We start from the raw sequence: 15,843 nt of genomic DNA, 5'->3' as shown, positions 1-15,843 counted from the left end.
TCAACCTTCTACCTTTGTTTAGTATCGAGTAGCAAGGCCTTAAATCCTATACCTTCTACCCTAACCTTAATTCAACTCAATCTGTACGCCTAATCCCTTGCCCACTTTTGTACCAGCAGCTATAGACTGACTGATCACTTTGCCCGATCCAAAAACTTTTGTTTTTAAACCAGCGTTACCTAAAAGGTACAATGCATCTTTTAGTCCCATTCCTGCCACGTTAGGCATTACGCCTTTACGCTCGTTATTTTCCTGAAAAATTGTTCCAGCACTGGTATCTATAATATTGTAATACTCAGATTTTGAAGCAAAAAGCGGCTTAAATCCAAATGCTTTATATACTTTTTGAGTCGCTTTACTTTGTCCGGCTTTAGTAGGCGGTGTACCGGTATTCCCCACCAAACGTGTGGGCACATCGTTATACATTTGCATGTCGCTGGCGTAAATACGGTCAGCTATCTCCCTGAACACCGGACCCGAAACCGTAGCACCATAATAAGCCCCTTTTGGATCGTTGATTACGACGATCAAAGAATATTTCGGTTTATCTGCAGGAAAATACCCCACAAAAGAAGCCTGATATTGTTTATTGGCTTTATATCCCTTATTCGCATCAGCCACCTGGGCAGTACCTGTTTTACCTGCAATCGGATATAATGGATTGTAAACAACCTGCTTTCCACTGCCTTCAGTCACTACCCCTTCTAGCATTTTTTTAATTTTGCTAAGGGTAACATCCGAACAGATTTTATCATTGATCACCCTTGCTTTAAACTGTTCGATCGGATTGCCCAATCTTCTGATCTCTTTTACAAAAATTGGTGCCACCATTTTTCCGTTATTGGCTACCGCATTATACATGATAAGCATCTTTAACGGTGTTAGCTGCATTTCATAACCATAAGCCATTTGAGGAAGGGTCATGTTTTTGTTCCAGCTTTTGTTTGTTTTAGGATTTTTAACCACAGGCATTGCTTCGCCAGGGATCTGTAAATCCATTTTTTGATTCAGATGCCAATCATATAAGTGATTGGTAAATTTTATCGGATCGTTGCCATAATGCATATTGATCAGCTTTGCAATTGCAGCATTGGAAGACGTTTCAAAGGCTTTTTTTGCGGTAACCGTTTCAATTTTTGGGTGCGAATCTGTGATCAGTTTTCCGGGGATCTGATAGTAACCTGTCCCGATCATCGTATTGGTATCTATTAGCTTATCTTCCAACAAAGCCATATAAGAGGCTAGTTTGAAAGTCGATCCCGGATCCTGGTTACCCGCAATAGCATAATTAAACTTCTCTTTATACACCCCTTCTTCTACTTTAGAAAAATTGGCTACCGCACGGATTTCGCCCGTGGCCACTTCCATCAATATCACAGTACCATGATCGGCCTGCGATTTAATCAGCTGTTTTTCTAAAGCACTTTGTGCCAGATCCTGCATGTTTACATCAATGGTCGAGATAATATCAGCACCATCTTTTGGCGCTACTTCAGCCTCTTCGTTCACCGGGATGTAAACACCGCCCGCAATACGCTGCATTAATCTTTTTCCCGTTTCACCATTGATATATTCTTTATACGCGCCCTCTAAGCCTACACCATTAGCCACATTTTCGTTTTTATAACCAATGGTACGGGCAGCTAAAGCCTGAAAAGGAAGAATACGTTTATTTTGCTGTACAGCAATTAAACCACCACTGAACTTACCAATATTATAAAGCGGAAAAGTTCTGATGGTTTTAAGATCAGCATAACCTACTTTACGGTGAATCAACAAATAACGTGCACTATCCTGGCGACCTTTGCGCAGGTACCGGGCATATTCTTTGGCGGTTTTATCCTGAAAAAGCTGCGCTAATTTATAACCTAAGGAATCTACCTTTTCATTAAATACTTTATCATCAGCTATGCCGCCTGCAAACATATCCATACGCAGCTCGTATTCCGGTATCGAAGTCGCGAGCAAACTGCCATCGTTAGAATAAATATTTCCACGGGTAGCCTCCACATTTACATATCTAGTAGAGAGGCTGTCTGCCATAGCCCTCCATTTTTTTCCCTGCACATACTGCACCTGACCGAGGCGTAAAAACACCGCGAAAGCAAAAAGCACAATTAAGCCAAATGCCAGATATACGCGAAGCAAGATGTTTGCTCTAATATTCATCGCTTTTAACAATTATTTTTTTTGGTGGTTCAATCAGTTCTTTTATACCAAGGGTATCTACCTTTTTAGCAACCTCCGTCAGTTTACTCTTGAACATCAGGTCGGCCTTAAGGGATTTATACTCCCATCTTAATTCTTTTACTTCTTTATTTAATTTATCAATACGGCGCACATTGTTTACCGCAAAATGGCTATTGGCGATATAAATCATCCCTAAAAGAGCCAGAAAGCATAAATAAGGCAAAGCATCAGTTGCCGCCTCTTTACTTACTAAGCCATCATTAAAAAGCTTGCTGATAAATGAATTGCTATCCATTTTTTCTTCAGCAGTTTTTGGCCTTTTGGGCGCAGCTTTTAGCTCTGGTTCGGGCCCTACCTCTTCCTCTTCTATCTCCTCCCTAAACCTGTTCATATCTTCTCTGCAATTCTAAGTTTCGCACTGCGGGCCCTATTGTTTTGAGCAATCTCCTCTTCTGTGGCAATGATCGCTTTCCTCGTAATTACATTAAATGGCTTTTGCTGATTTCCGAAGAAATCTTTTTCTACCTCACCCTGAAATTTGCCTTTCGCCATAAAGTTTTTAACCGGCCTGTCTTCTAAAGAATGATAAGACATCACTACTAAATGACCACCCGGCTTCAATACATCAGCAGCCTGCATCAAAAAATCTTCGAGCACCTGAATTTCCGCATTCACTTCTATTCGTAATGCCTGAAACACCTGCGCCAGATATTTATTTTCTTTTCCTTTCGGGATATAACCAGCAATAGCTGATTTCAAACTGTCGATATCAGTAAAAGGCTGTTCTAAACGCGAAGTCACAATAGCGCGCGCTAAAGATTTCGCATTTTTAACTTCTCCATAAATTCCAAATATCTTATGCAGTTTATCTTCCGTATAGGTATTCAATATTTCAGCAGCCGTTAAATCGCGGTGCTGATCCATACGCATATCCAGATCTGCATTATGACGGATCGAAAAACCACGTTGCGGCACATCAAACTGATGAGAGGAAACACCAAGATCTGCCAGGATACCATCAACCTGCTTAAAACCTTTTAAACGGAGGTTATTTTTCAGAAAACCGAAATTCTGATCGATAAAAATAAAACGATCATCAGCATGAACATTTGCCTGAGCATCAGGATCCTGATCAAAAGCAATTAATCTTCCTTTTGGACCAAGATGCTTCAAAATCTCTTTCGAATGACCACCGCCGCCAAAGGTTACGTCAACATAAACCCCATCAGGCTTAATATTCAAACCATCAATACACGGCTGCAACATTACGGGCACATGATAATTATTCTCCATCAGCCACTCCTTTCTTTCCACCCATTACCTGCTCAGCAAGGTTTGCAAAATTCTCCGGCACATCATCAAAAATATCTTCGTAAGATTTTTTATCCCAAACCTCGATACGATCTAACTGACAAGCCAGCACAAGATCACTTCCAATACCTGCATAATCAACCAGCGATTTTGGCAAAAGCACACGACCCGCCGCATCAAGCGAAAGTTCGGTTGCACCCCTGGTAAAGGACCTGATAAATTCTCTGTTGTTTTTTTCGTAGATATTCAGTTTGCTTAAATCAGTAACGATAGCATCCCAAACTTTCTTTGGATAAATCACCAGGTTTTTCTCAAAACCACGGTTAATGATCAGCCCTTCTTTCTCAGATTCAGGCAATTGTTTCTTAAGCGCAGCAGGCACCATAAGGCGTCCCTTTGCGTCAAGTTTACAATCGAATTCTCCTAAAAGTTGGGTCATAGTGGTATCTACACTTTTTATCTAGTGTAAAAGTAAATAGTTCTACCACTTTTTACCACTTTTTACCACAAAAAAGTTTTCCACATCTTTTTTGTTACAATAATGGTCAGCCAATATAGTTAGAATAAGCCTAATTCCGCTATTACAAAAGCATTAATAACTGATAATAAGCAGGTTAAAAATATATTATCCGAAAGTGTCACGTTCACCCAATTTTCATCATAAAATTTAAATAGCGTTAAAAATGAGTGCCTTAATACCTTATATCATGGTATAATATACCTCAATTATCGCTTCCTAAAGACTAAGACTAAATGCCAATAAGAATAGCCATCCTAAAAAATAAACCAGCCGAAAAAATAAGCCGTCGTTTGAGCTACCTCTTCATATTTATCTCACCCATAAATATCTTATTTAGACTTATTAAATATAATTTGTACAATAACAATTAAAATGATTTCTTTGTGGATATAAACGGATTAACTATTATATAAGCGTAACTACGCTCAAAATGAAATCAGAACAGAATTCTAAAAAATTAAGCTGGGCAAAACATCAAAAAAGGTGGTTTGGTAAATGGCATCTTTATACAGGCATTATTGCCGGGGCAATTGTAGCCTTTGTAGGCGTTACAGGGAGCATTCTTGTTTTTCAGGACGAGATTGACCGGGCCTTGAATCCAGATCTGTTTGAGGTGATTGCGCAAAAGCAAAAGATGCCGGTGGAAGAAATTGTGCCACTCATAAAAAAGAATTACCCCAGGCTAAAAGTAGATTACCTGATGCTAAATAACTTCAAAAACCCCAATGAAGCTTATAGCGTGATGAATTTAAAAAGTAATGAGGAAACTTTTATTAATCCCTATACCGGAAAAACAGGTGGTAAAAGAATACATACCAGTTCTTTCATCCACGTGGTTACTGAACTGCACCGAACACTGCTGATTCCTGTTGCAGGGCGTTACATTTGCGGCCTTGCCTCGCTCTGCCTTTTAATCCTGACGATCTCGGGTCTGCGATTATGGATCCCTAAAAAATGGAAACAATTAAAATCGGTACTTACGGTAAGGTTTAGCGGATCATTTAAGCGACAAAATTACGATTGGCATAACTCGCTAGGTTTTTATTCCTCTCCCATTGTGGCGATATTGAGCCTTACCGGTTTTTCTATTACTTTTTCTACGCTTGTTATTCCGCTGTTATTTGTGCTTAGCGGAAAATCGCCGCAGGGCGTAGCTCAATTATTAGGCGCTAAATCGTCCTGGCATGCGCAGGCCACTCCACTCCCGCTCGAAGCCATTACAGCAGCTGCCAAACAAAAAATGCCTGATGCCTATATTGGCGGCATTGCTTTTCCGGCCGATAAAACCGGTACTTACCGTTTAGATATGCTAAGCGGAAACCTACCTAGAGCTGGAAAAAGAGAAATGATTATTGTTGACCAATATACGGGCAAGGTACTGCTGAATAGCCGCAAGGATTTCCCCAATGTTGGTAATGCTTATCTAAGCTGGTTAACACCTATTCATTATGGCAGTTTCGGCGGGCGGCCAACACAGGTTATTGCGCTTATTGCCGGCTTAATGCCTTTGGCGCTTTTTATTACCGGATTTATCATCTGGTGGCCACGTTATCAAAAACAAAAGAAGGGTAAAAAACAAAAAACAAATGAAGCAGCTTTAAATAAAGCTTTAGAAATCCCTAAAGTTGAAAAAGAACCAAAGCCTGCAAAAATCGGGACACCACTGCCAAAATTGGGCAGCTATTTCCTGATCCAGTTTAAATCGGGTTTAAAATATGCTATGATTATCCTGCTGATCAGTTTTATTATGGGAGGACTCTATGGCCTTCCGTCAGGAATAATCATCCAGCCGGCCATTTTCGTTGTAGCGTTTAGCTGCGTAATGGTCTGTTTAAATTTCATCTGTGCTTTGCTATCTGAAGTATTCAATATCCTGTTTCTACTTCCATTTAAAAAAGGCAGCCATAAGGTAACACGGTATTTTGCTTTATCTATAGCATTTTTGGTGTGTTATTTGGCTGTTTATATGTTACTGCTGAATACTGGATTAGAAGTTTTTTAGGCGCGCCGGCTGTCTTATAAACAAGTTTCTCTAAACGCTGCCTCTTTCGATTCATTTAGTTCCGAGATGTAAAATTAGCCGGAATTCGCCGAAAGTACGGATTACGGGTAATTACTACATCTCAAATCACAGGTGATAATATTTTTACCTGATTTAAACAAAAAAGGCCTTACAATGACATTTGCAAGGCCTTTTTATTGATTTTTGTCGTTTATCCATTGATAGCTTTTACTCCCGGCAATTCTTTACCTTCCATATATTCGAGTAAAGCACCACCACCGGTAGAAACATAACTTACCTCATCTTCCATACCAAATTTTGCAATCGCTGCAGCCGAATCGCCACCACCGATTAATGAGAAAGCACCGTTATCTTTAGTAGCCGCCACAACTGCTTCTGCTACAGCTTTAGTACCTACCTGGAAGCTTTCCATCTCGAAAACGCCCATCGGACCATTCCATAATAAAGTTTTAGAGTTTTTGATTACCTCCTGGAATAACTCAACCGATTTCGGACCGATATCCAATCCCATCCAGTCTGCAGGAATTTGCCCCGAGGCTACATCTTTTTTATTGGCATCATTTGCAAATTTATCTGCAATTACCGTATCCACAGGTAAAATCAGGTTTACACCTTTTGTTTTTGCCTTTTCGATCAGTTCTAAAGAAAGTTCTTGTTTATCAGCTTCTAATAATGAAGTACCGATTTCTCCACCTTGTGCTTTAGCAAAAGTGTAAGCCATACCACCACCAATAATCAGGTTATCTACCTTATCTAATAATTTTTCAATCAAAAGAATTTTATCAGATACTTTAGCACCACCCATAATTGCTGTGAAAGGTCTTTCCGCATGGTTCAGAATTTTCTCTGCATTTTCTACTTCCGACGCCATTAAATAACCAAAGTATTTTGCATCCGGGAAAAACCGGGCAATAATTGAAGTTGAGGCATGTGCACGGTGAGCAGTACCAAAGGCATCGTTTACATAAACATCGCCTAATTTTGATAATTTCTCTGCGAAGGCTACATCACCTTTTTCTTCCTCTTTGTAAAAACGAAGGTTTTCTAATAATAAAACTTCACCTGATTTTAAATCAGCGGCCTGTTTTACTGCACTTTCGCCAATACAATCGTCAGCAAACTTAACTTCGACACCAACAAGAGCAGATAAATCAGTTAAGATGTGTTTTAAAGAATATTTATCTGTAGGGCCATCTTTTGGGCGCCCTAAGTGCGACATTAAAATAACCGCGCCGCCATCTTTTAAAATTTTGCTGATGGTTGGTAATGCAGCCCTGATTCTTTTATCGTCGGTAATTTTAAATTCATCATCCAAAGGCACGTTAAAATCTACCCTGATTAATGCTTTTTTATCTTTAAAGTCAAACTGGTCAATGGTGTTCATGTTTAATTATTTTTGATTTAAGTTTAATTTCATTTCGTAATGGAAACCGATACCTGGGATATCGAATTCCGGCGATTCGGTTGTAAAACCTATTTTTTTATAAAAAGCTGCTGCTGTTGAGCGGGCGTTGCACCATAAATAATCGGTATTGTATTCTTTCAGGTAATCGATGGCAAAAGTAACGAGTGCAGCACCATAACCTTTTCCGATGGCATCGGGATGTGTAGCCATGCCACGGAGCTGATAGCCCTCCCCTTCTTCGGGGAAAAAATCGTTACGCATAAATGTGGCTATAGATTTTATTTCACCATCTTTTAAAAACCCCAGGTGAAAGGTATCGTAAGCCAGGTCGCCTTCAAAAACGCATGCTTCGAATGGCTTGCCATTGCGTAAAACCAGGCTTCTTAAAGGTAGAACTTCTTCCGGAAGAATAAATTTGACCATATATTTATCATTAGCTTATATCTAAGGACATTGTTATAGGATGCATCGCAAACGTTTGCAAAGTTAATAAAGCAATTGAAACCCGATAATATAAATGGTTATAAAGTGCTAACAATTTGGATATAGAACCAATCTGATCAAACAGTTATTATCTATAATAAAGGTAAAATGTACACATTAGCAAACAGACCTCCAATTTACTTGTTGATAATTATAGCATTGTGAATTTAAAGCAGGTAAAGTGAAAGAAGAAAACATCAAAACAGCAGCAAGAATTTTACTCGGCGCAGGTTTAATTACTGCCGGAATCGGACATTTAACCTTTGCCCGCAAACCTTTCCAGGCGCAGGTACCAGATTGGGTGCCTTTGAAAAAAGACGATACCGTCGTTTATTCTGGTTTTGTTGAAATTGCATTGGGTACCGCATTAGTGCTTACTCCGAAAAAACACGAACCTTTAATCGGGAAAATTGCAGCCGGCCTATTTGTCAGTGTTTTTCCGGGAAATATTTCACAGTATACCCATAAACGCAGTGCCTTTGGACTTAATACTGATGGTAAACGTTTTTTACGTCTGTTTTTTCAACCGGTATTGGTTTATTGGGCATTAAAATCTACGCAAAAGACTAAAATCAGCCTTTAGAAAGCGTTTCGATTTTCCTGATCACATCGATTAAACGGCTGCTGTAGCCATATTCGTTATCGTACCAACCCACTACTTTAACAAGGTCGCCAACGATTGAGGTTAGCAGCGAATCGAATATGCACGAATGTGGATTATTAATAATATCGATTGAAACAATCGGATCTTCGGTGTACTCAATAAGACCTTTCAATTCATTTTCGGCAGCATACTTGAAAGCTGAATTGATTTCTTCAATGGTCGTTTTCTTCTTTAACAGACAGGTAAAATCAGTTAAGGATCCGTTTAAAACCGGAACCCTGATACCTGCACCTCCCAGACGGCCATCCAATTCGGGAAAAATATGCGTAATGGCTTTTGCTGCACCAGTTGTAGTTGGGATGATGGAGGATGATGCTGCCCTTGCCCTACGCAGATCTTTGTGGTTTGCATCATGCAAATTCTGATCGCCCGTCATGGAATGGATAGTGGTAATATAACCTTCTTCAACGCCCCAGTTATCGTTCAAAATCTTAATCATGGGAGCAATATTATTAGTTGTACAACTCGCATTTGATAGTACAGCACTTGTTAAATCAACATGATCGTCATTTACCCCTAATACCACCATGGGGATATCATCGGCTGCCGGAGCGGAAATTAATACTTGTTTTGCGCCTGATGCAATATGTTTTTCAGCTGATGATTTTGTGAGGTTCCTGCCCGTACAATCAATAACCAAATCAACACGCAATGCAGACCAGGGTAGCTTATCAGCTGCTGCAATGGCAAAAACCGGAATCGAAAGGACATCAATCACAAGTGCGTCAGGCTCTGCCGAAACGTTCCCTGCAAAAACACCATGAACACTATCATACTTAAACAAATGTGCCATTGTTTTAGCATCTGCCAGATCGTTAATGGCCACCACGTCAAAGCCTTCAGCCAGTGCCAAGCGTAAAAATGTTCTTCCTATTCTACCAAAACCATTTATTGCCAGCCTCATGTTATAAAAATTAGAGCGCAAAATTAGTATTTATTTGCTATAATAGAACATAATAGATTAAGGATGACGGAAGATGGAGATGCGATGATGAAAGTATAATTAGATGCTTTAAATGCAGGTTTCTGTAACCGTTTGCAGATGTAGATCCCATCCCGGTAACAAAATAAACCTTGTGTTGCAACTGGTAATGTCGGTACTGATTTTTTTGATCCTGTTATTTTCAGAAAACCTAATGATCAAAGGACAATTATTTCAATGAAAAACATTATAATTGCCGTTAAAGTACAACAAAATGAATGTCATCCTTGCTTCTACTTCGACCCTCTTCGGCAGCAATTACCTCGAATACCTGAAAGATGAGCTTATTAAGCTGTTTGCCGGAATAGATGAAATTGTATTTATCCCTTTCGCAAGACCTGGAGGCATTTCTCATGATGAATATACGGGCAAAGTCCGCGATTTTTTTTCTCAGCTAAATATCAGTGTTAAAGGTCTGCATGAATTTAATGATCCCATTCGCGCCATCTATGCAGCCAAAGGTTTTTTTACCGGTGGCGGAAATACCTTTCTTCTGGTAAAAACACTCCATGAGCTGGGATTGATGAAGCATCTCAGCGAAAACATCAAACTGGGCAAACCTTATTTGGGCTGTAGTGCCGGAAGCAATATCGGCGGCTTGAATATGAAAACCACCAATGACATGCCTATCGTGTACCCAGGCTCTTTTGAATGTATGGGCTTGGTTCCTTTTAACCTTAATCCTCATTATCTTGACCCAAATCCGGAGTTAAAACATAATGGAGAGACAAGGGAAACGAGGATTATGGAATTTCTAACACAGAACGACATCAAAGTAATAGGCTTACGTGAAGGCAATTGGATCAGGATAACAGCTAATAAAATCACTACAGAGGGCAGTGAAAACACCAGGATCTTTGAACCAGGCAAAGCCCCATACGAATGCCCACCGGGTAGTTCCCTCTTATAATTAATTTATTGAAGAACGGTATAACGGCAGCAAAACTAAAAACTCAAATAGCTACAAGTTATGATAAATTTAGCATCATAAACTTGCAGCTATTGTTCTTCTTATTTATTAAACGGATAGTCTATAAAGTCATCATCTGTTAATTATGATGCTAAAGCGCTGGCCTTTTTTCTCGAACGCAGATAGATCACCAATCCGCCAAAAGCCACAATTAATATTACTGGAATGATCAATGTAGCACGCAGAATTTCAGGACCAGCCAGATTTTTGGCACTGGCAAGCACCTGCGCAAATTCAGAATTTTCAGGAGCTTTTAAATACGCATCATAAGAGGCGCCAGCGGGTAAATGTTTAACGATCAGGTTATCGTAAAAACTCCCCATAAACATGGTATAAATAGAAACGGCAAACATTCCGGCACCTCCCATTAGGTTTAAGCCAAGCGCTCCTGATTTAGGAACATTTTCAGCGACAAAACCGATCATCGTTGGCCAGAAATAACAAACACCTATGCCGAAAACAATGGCAGCGAAGAAAACTGAATTTCCGGTAAAAGTGCTCAGCATGTAAAGTCCGGCTGCAGCAAATATTGCAGATAAGAGCAAGACGCCCTGAGGAGCAAGACGGTGTACTACAGGTTCGGCAAAACCCCGGCCAATTACCATGATCCCAGTTGTAAGGGTCAGCAACAAAATGGCATTATCTGTTACATTTTTCAGCAGTAAGCCTATCCATTGCCCTGTAAACAACTCGGTGATGGCTGTACCGAACATGCAAATGAACATAAAGATAAACAATGGAGAAAGTACTGCTTTGTACATATCTGAACTGGAATAACCGGATGATACCCTCTCGGTAACTGGGAAATCTAATTTTGAAAACAGGTATCCATAAATTAAAGTAGGAATAATCATCATGGCAACCTGCACCTTCCAGCCCAATCCAAGGTGAACAAACAGGGTAACCAGCAATGTACCAATTACAATACCTCCGGGAAACCATAAGTGAAAATGATTTAATTTGGTTGTTTTATTCCCAGGGTACAGAGAGGCAACTAATGGATTACAGGCCGCCTCTACAGTACCGTTGGCAATGCCAATCAGCAGGGTAGATAAAAACAGGCTCCAATAGCCCTGCGCAAAAACGGTAAGGATAATGCCGGCCAGGTGAAAGATAAAGGCCATGACCAGCAAACGTTTCATACCGATGATATCCACTACAAATCCTCCAACTACAATGGCCAGTGGAAACCCCCAGAAAGCAGCAGCCGTAATGGTGCCTAATTGGGCGGTACTTAATTGAAAATCGACCCCAAGCTGGTTCATTATACCAGCGCGGATGCCGAAGGAAAGGGAGGTGACTAGTAATGCAAGACAACTTGCCCAGAATAGTTTTGTGGTTTGAATGTTAAGCATGTGCTCAGATTTAGGTTATAATTGGTTTTAATTTGACAGAAGAAAAAGATTTTTTAAAAAAAACAGGCTAGTTGTTCTTTGACAGGAATCCAGGTACGTAGTTTATTTAGGTTTCCGGCTACAATCTTCAGGCAGGAAATATGCCTGGATTTAAACCAGCCTTCTAATTTAATGAGTTGGCGCTCCTCCATTTTTCTGGAATATTTGGTTTTTATTACACGCGACAAGCGCAATGTGATGATTAGATTATGATCATTAATCGCCATAATAATAAACAATTGAATCGATTAATGCAATGGATGATGGTAAACTTTGTTCTTTTACTGGTGAGATCTGATCGAATATCTGATTGATTAATATGGAATGTAGTATGGAAACGATAAATTTGATTTTCTCCGTTTCATTCTATAAATTGAGGCGGAATCTTATCCAAACTCCATTTAACAATATGAAAAGATATCTTTTTATTATCCTTTTAGCAATCTCTTTTTCTGTAAATGCACAGTCTAATATTGTAAATTCCAAATACATCATAGTACCCGAGAAATTCAATTTTCTCAAGCAGGTTAACCAATATGGCTTAAATACCCTTACCAAGGCTTTTTTTGAGAAAAAAGGTTTTACGGTCTACTTTGACAATGCCGAAATACCGGAAGAAATTGCAACCGACAGATGCAAGGCTTTGGTAGTAGAACTGCAGGAAAAAAACAGCATGTTTGTTACCAACCTTACCCTTTTACTTAAAGATTGTAAGGGTGCTGTAGTAATAAAGAGCAAGGAAGGAAAAAGCAGAGAGAAAGAATATGAAACTTCTTATAATTTGGCCCTGAAAGATGCTTTTACATCTTTTAACGATCTTAAATATGTAGCGGGTAGCCCTACTGTGGCGACCAGCACAGTGCCAGCCAATACAAACACGGAGATCAAAACGGCGCCTTTACCTGCTGATCAGCCCATGGCTACCAAAACAGAACAACAGGGTGCGCTGTTATATGCACAACCCACAAGCAATGGCTACCAACTGATAGATGCAACACCTAAAATTGTAATGACCTTACTAAAAACCTCAGTTGAGGATTGTTATATTTCGAACAACGGGAGCGCAAATGGCATAGTTTTAAAAAAAAATGGAAGTTGGTTTTTCGAGTACTATAAAAATAATGCGCTTATTTCTGAAAAATTATCGATTAAATTTTAATTATTACTGCAATTGAATAACAGGATCGCTTTTACTAACGCATTGAAATGGTCTTCGACTAGGCTCAGACTGACATAACGAATTAATTTAATTTTTAGACAGAACCTTAGAGCGATGCAATCTATTCATCGCTCTTTTTTTTGTTCATACTGTGCTTAGCCATAAGCTGTAGCGTATTTTTTTGGCAAAAGCATTAAATTTTACCAGAGTAGTTGCAAATAGGCCAAACAGGGACGTACTTTTCTGCTGTTGATTTTTTTTGATAAACTGATCCTTTCTGTTAGATTTGATAAATCGTTTTAGCTTTTTAAACTGGCAACTCATCATCAGCTAAATATCGTTTAAAAGATATTGAATTTGCCGCATCTAATCGAAATCCCTGACATGAAAAAATATACATATCCTTTATTGAGCACAATATTTTTGTTAACGGCCGGTATCAATTTTGCACATGCACAAACCCAAAAACAACCCATAGACTATGTTAACCCATACATTGGCAACATTAGCCACTTACTTGTGCCCACTTACCCTACTGTTCATTTACCTAACAGCTTATTGCGGGTTTATCCGGAGCGTGATAATTTTACCAGTAATACGATAGATGGCTTGCCTGTTGTGATTACCAGCCACCGGGGCAGCTCGGCCTTTAATTTGAGTCCTTTTCAGGGCGATCTCAAAAACGCAGGCAATATAATTTCTTATGGTTACGACAATGAAGTGATCAAACCTTATTATTACGAGGTTGACCTTGATGATTATGGGATAAATGTACAATTTGCGCCATCGCACCAATCAGGGATCTATGCGCTCAACTTTTCGCAGACAAATGTTCCGCCTTATCTGATCTTAAACACCAGAAACGGCGCGCTGAAGGTGAGCCGCAATGTGGTAAGTGGTTTTCAGAAACTAGACAATAACACCAAGGTTTACCTCTACTTCGAAACTGATTTAATACCTGTTGAATCGGGCAGGCACAAGGAGACTAAAATTGAATCCGGTGAACAATCTGTTTCCGGACATGATGCTTATCTTATTTTAAAGTTTCCCGCGCAAACCAGACAAATTAAGGCACGTTACGGCATCTCATTTATCAGTGAAGAACAGGCAAAGCAGAATCTTCGTCGCGAAATTAAGGACTATAACCTAAACCAGGTGGCGCAGACAGGAAAAAACATCTGGAATGCCACGCTTGGAAAAATCGTAGTAACAGGCACAGATGAAACAGCCAAAACCATATTTTACACTTCCCTCTACCGCACTTATGAAAGGATGATCAGCCTATCTGAAGATGGAAATTATTTTAGCGCCTTCGACGGAAAAGTGCACAATGATCATGGCGTACCATTTTTTACTGACGACTGGATTTGGGATACCTACCGGGCAACACATCCACTCCGTGTGATTATTGAGCCCAAAATGGAAGGCAATATGATTAATTCTTATTTGCGAATGGCGCAACAGATGAACAACCACTGGATGCCAACTTTTCCGGAGGTAACTGGTGATAGCCGGAGAATGAACAGCAACCATGGTGTGGCTACTATAATTGATGCTTATAACAAGGGCTTGAGGAGTTTTGATCTTGATGAAGCTTATCAGTATTGTAAAGCAGCTATTACCGAAAAAACCCTGGCGCCATGGTCGTCAAAAAAAGCAGGTGTTTTAGATCAGTTTTTTAAAGATAAGGGCTATTTTCCTGCTTTACCTGAAGGCGAAAAAGAAACCGCAGCAGAAGTTCATGGTTTTGAAAAACGCCAACCTATAGCGGTAACCCTGGGCACGGTTTATGATGAATGGTGCCTCGGCAATATTGCTCAACAATTGGGTAAAACCGATGAGGCAAAATACTTTTTAGATAATAGTACCAGCTACCATACAGTGTTTAATCCGGAAACCAGATTTTTTCATCCGAAGGATGCAGAAGGTAAATTTATTAAACCACTGGATTACCGCTTTTCAGGCGGACTTGGTGCCAGAGAAACTTACGATGAAAATAATGGCTGGCTTTACCGCTGGGATGTATTGCACAACCTGGGCGATTTGGTAAATATGATTGGTGGCAAACAGGCCTTTGTTGATGAACTGGAGAAAATGTATAATACGCCGCTTGGGAAAAGCAGGTTTGATTTTTATTCGCAGTTGCCCGATCATACAGGTAATGTTGGGCAGTTCTCTATGGGAAATGAGCCTGCTATGCATATTCCTTATTTGTACAATTATGCCGGACAACCCTGGCGTACGCAGAAAAGGGTACGGAGTTTATTAAGCCAGTGGTTCCGTAACGATTTGATGGGTATTCCAGGCGATGAAGATGGCGGTGGCCTTACTTCTTTTGTGGTATTTTCGCAGATGGGCTTTTACCCGATAACCCCGGGCTTGCCTATGTATGTAATTGGCAGTCCCACTTTTGCCAACGTAAAACTGGATCTGGGAAATGGCAAAAAGTTTGAGCTGAACTGTATAAACTATTCTCCTGAAAATAAATACATTCAATCGGCTAAACTGAACGGGCAGGTATGGAACAAATCGTGGTTTGCTCACGAGGATTTAATGCGAGGGGGCAAATTGGAGCTGGTAATGGGCAAACGTCCGAATAAACGCTGGGCAGCGGATGAAGCTTCAATTCCACCTTCATTTAAAATGCCTGCCAAATAAAAGGATTTGGAGATCGCGGGGAGAGCAGATCATTTTCTGTTATTATCTCCCCCTGCTACCCAATATCATTTACTATTGGATGAG

The 15,843-nt window shown here is 39.9% G+C and carries 13 protein-coding genes; 5 read left to right on the top strand and 8 right to left on the bottom strand.

Annotation, left to right across the window (positions count from 1 at the left end; all coding sequences use genetic code 11):
- Positions 1 to 66: 66 nt before the first annotated feature.
- From FFJ24_RS01535 to mraZ, 4 genes are read right to left on the bottom strand one after another with little or no spacing between them, the layout of a single operon-like run.
- Positions 67 to 2,169 carry a penicillin-binding protein gene (locus FFJ24_RS01535; protein ID WP_138820485.1) on the bottom strand — a complete coding sequence of 701 codons (2,103 nt, stop codon included), beginning with the start codon at positions 2,167 to 2,169 and terminating at the stop codon, positions 67 to 69.
- Positions 2,159 to 2,581, bottom strand: coding sequence for an FtsL-like putative cell division protein (locus FFJ24_RS01530; protein WP_108199761.1), 423 nt, complete (start codon positions 2,579 to 2,581; stop codon positions 2,159 to 2,161). Before FFJ24_RS01530 ends, FFJ24_RS01535 begins: the two co-directional genes overlap by 11 nt.
- Positions 2,578 to 3,483 carry a 16S rRNA (cytosine(1402)-N(4))-methyltransferase RsmH gene (rsmH, locus tag FFJ24_RS01525; protein WP_138820484.1) on the bottom strand — a complete coding sequence of 302 codons (906 nt, stop codon included), beginning with the start codon at positions 3,481 to 3,483 and terminating at the stop codon, positions 2,578 to 2,580. The genes FFJ24_RS01530 and rsmH overlap by 4 nt, the downstream gene beginning before the upstream one ends.
- Positions 3,473 to 3,940, bottom strand: coding sequence for a division/cell wall cluster transcriptional repressor MraZ (mraZ, locus tag FFJ24_RS01520; RefSeq protein WP_138820483.1), 468 nt, complete (start codon positions 3,938 to 3,940; stop codon positions 3,473 to 3,475). The genes rsmH and mraZ overlap by 11 nt, the downstream gene beginning before the upstream one ends.
- Before the next feature lie 511 nt (positions 3,941 to 4,451).
- Between mraZ and FFJ24_RS01515 the strand changes: the two genes are divergently transcribed.
- Positions 4,452 to 6,023, top strand: a complete 1,572-nt coding sequence (locus FFJ24_RS01515) for a PepSY domain-containing protein (RefSeq protein ID WP_138820482.1) — start codon at positions 4,452 to 4,454, stop codon at positions 6,021 to 6,023.
- A 211-nt stretch (positions 6,024 to 6,234) separates the two neighbouring features.
- Here FFJ24_RS01515 and pgk read toward each other — a convergent pair whose 3' ends face one another.
- Both pgk and FFJ24_RS01505 read right to left on the bottom strand, forming a co-directional pair.
- Positions 6,235 to 7,428 carry a phosphoglycerate kinase gene (pgk, locus tag FFJ24_RS01510; protein WP_138820481.1) on the bottom strand — a complete coding sequence of 398 codons (1,194 nt, stop codon included), beginning with the start codon at positions 7,426 to 7,428 and terminating at the stop codon, positions 6,235 to 6,237.
- Between the two features lie 6 nt (positions 7,429 to 7,434).
- On the bottom strand, positions 7,435 to 7,872 hold the full coding sequence (locus FFJ24_RS01505) for a GNAT family N-acetyltransferase (RefSeq protein WP_138820480.1): 438 nt from the start codon (positions 7,870 to 7,872) through the stop codon (positions 7,435 to 7,437).
- A gap of 241 nt (positions 7,873 to 8,113) precedes the next feature.
- On the opposite strand from FFJ24_RS01505, the gene FFJ24_RS01500 reads away from it, so the two are divergent.
- A complete protein-coding gene (locus FFJ24_RS01500) occupies positions 8,114 to 8,515 on the top strand; it encodes a hypothetical protein (RefSeq protein WP_138820479.1) in 402 nt (133 codons plus the stop codon).
- Here FFJ24_RS01500 and gap read toward each other — a convergent pair.
- Entirely contained in the window at positions 8,505 to 9,500 is a 996-nt protein-coding gene (gene gap, locus FFJ24_RS01495) for a type I glyceraldehyde-3-phosphate dehydrogenase (RefSeq protein WP_138820478.1), read from the bottom strand. The two genes, FFJ24_RS01500 and gap, sit on opposite strands and share 11 nt — an antisense overlap.
- Positions 9,501 to 9,792: 292 nt before the next feature.
- On the opposite strand from gap, the gene pepE reads away from it, so the two are divergent.
- Entirely contained in the window at positions 9,793 to 10,488 is a 696-nt protein-coding gene (gene pepE / locus FFJ24_RS01490; protein ID WP_138820477.1) for a dipeptidase PepE, read from the top strand.
- 143 nt (positions 10,489 to 10,631) lie between these two features.
- Here pepE and FFJ24_RS01485 read toward each other — a convergent pair whose 3' ends face one another.
- Complete coding sequence (locus FFJ24_RS01485; RefSeq protein WP_138820476.1) at positions 10,632 to 11,903, bottom strand: sugar MFS transporter; 1,272 nt, start codon at positions 11,901 to 11,903, stop codon at positions 10,632 to 10,634.
- Positions 11,904 to 12,351: 448 nt separating this feature from the next.
- Between FFJ24_RS01485 and FFJ24_RS01480 the strand changes: the two genes are divergently transcribed.
- Positions 12,352 to 13,101, top strand: a complete 750-nt coding sequence (locus FFJ24_RS01480; RefSeq protein ID WP_138820475.1) for a hypothetical protein — start codon at positions 12,352 to 12,354, stop codon at positions 13,099 to 13,101.
- 384 nt (positions 13,102 to 13,485) lie between these two features.
- A complete protein-coding gene (locus tag FFJ24_RS01475; protein ID WP_138820474.1) occupies positions 13,486 to 15,759 on the top strand; it encodes a GH92 family glycosyl hydrolase in 2,274 nt (757 codons plus the stop codon).
- Positions 15,760 to 15,843 lie beyond the last annotated feature (84 nt).

The organism is Pedobacter sp. KBS0701 (assembly GCF_005938645.2).
Classification (GTDB): domain Bacteria; phylum Bacteroidota; class Bacteroidia; order Sphingobacteriales; family Sphingobacteriaceae; genus Pedobacter.
This window is presented reverse-complemented; position numbering and strand designations above follow the sequence as displayed.

What these genes read in the sequence shown, in the direction of transcription:
- FFJ24_RS01485 (WP_138820476.1), bottom strand. Translation starts at nt 11,903, where the DNA reads ATGCTTAACATTCAAACCACAAAACTATTCTGGGCAAGTTGTCTTGCA.
- FFJ24_RS01505 (WP_138820480.1), bottom strand. Translation starts at nt 7,872, where the DNA reads ATGGTCAAATTTATTCTTCCGGAAGAAGTTCTACCTTTAAGAAGCCTG.
- FFJ24_RS01515 (WP_138820482.1), top strand. Translation starts at nt 4,452, where the DNA reads ATGAAATCAGAACAGAATTCTAAAAAATTAAGCTGGGCAAAACATCAA.
- FFJ24_RS01475 (WP_138820474.1), top strand. Translation starts at nt 13,486, where the DNA reads ATGAAAAAATATACATATCCTTTATTGAGCACAATATTTTTGTTAACG.
- gap (WP_138820478.1), bottom strand. Translation starts at nt 9,500, where the DNA reads ATGAGGCTGGCAATAAATGGTTTTGGTAGAATAGGAAGAACATTTTTA.
- pepE (WP_138820477.1), top strand. Translation starts at nt 9,793, where the DNA reads ATGAATGTCATCCTTGCTTCTACTTCGACCCTCTTCGGCAGCAATTAC.
- mraZ (WP_138820483.1), bottom strand. Translation starts at nt 3,940, where the DNA reads ATGACCCAACTTTTAGGAGAATTCGATTGTAAACTTGACGCAAAGGGA.
- FFJ24_RS01530 (WP_108199761.1), bottom strand. Translation starts at nt 2,581, where the DNA reads ATGAACAGGTTTAGGGAGGAGATAGAAGAGGAAGAGGTAGGGCCCGAA.
- pgk (WP_138820481.1), bottom strand. Translation starts at nt 7,428, where the DNA reads ATGAACACCATTGACCAGTTTGACTTTAAAGATAAAAAAGCATTAATC.
- FFJ24_RS01535 (WP_138820485.1), bottom strand. Translation starts at nt 2,169, where the DNA reads ATGAATATTAGAGCAAACATCTTGCTTCGCGTATATCTGGCATTTGGC.
- rsmH (WP_138820484.1), bottom strand. Translation starts at nt 3,483, where the DNA reads ATGGAGAATAATTATCATGTGCCCGTAATGTTGCAGCCGTGTATTGAT.
- FFJ24_RS01480 (WP_138820475.1), top strand. Translation starts at nt 12,352, where the DNA reads ATGAAAAGATATCTTTTTATTATCCTTTTAGCAATCTCTTTTTCTGTA.